Raw genomic sequence first — 266 nt, 5'->3', positions numbered from 1 at the left:
CTGTCCGGCGGCCGCGGCGGCGTGCTCAACGTCATCATCGGCACGCTGCTGATCGGCACCATGCTCAACGGCATGACCATCATGGACATCTCCTACGCCGGCCAGAACCTCGTCAAGGGCGTCGTCCTGCTGCTCGCCGTCATCACGGATTCATTCCTGAATCCGCGCAACGAAGAAACCGCACAGCAGGGCGACATCTGAACCAAGCCACGGAAACCTCAATCACGAGCAAGGAGGAAGCAATGAGACACGCTGTCAGGACTGCA

The 266-nt window shown here is 60.2% G+C and carries 1 pseudogene; it reads left to right on the top strand.

Annotation, left to right across the window (positions count from 1 at the left end):
* Window positions 1-201, top strand: a pseudogene (locus tag AC1RQI_RS17220) (hypothetical protein); the annotation flags it as partial.
* Window positions 202-266: the final 65 nt, after the last annotated feature.

This window comes from Salicola sp. AFF1 (assembly GCF_056783195.1).
The sequence above is the reverse complement of the archived record's forward strand: the minus strand, read 5'-3'. Positions and strand labels throughout refer to the sequence as shown.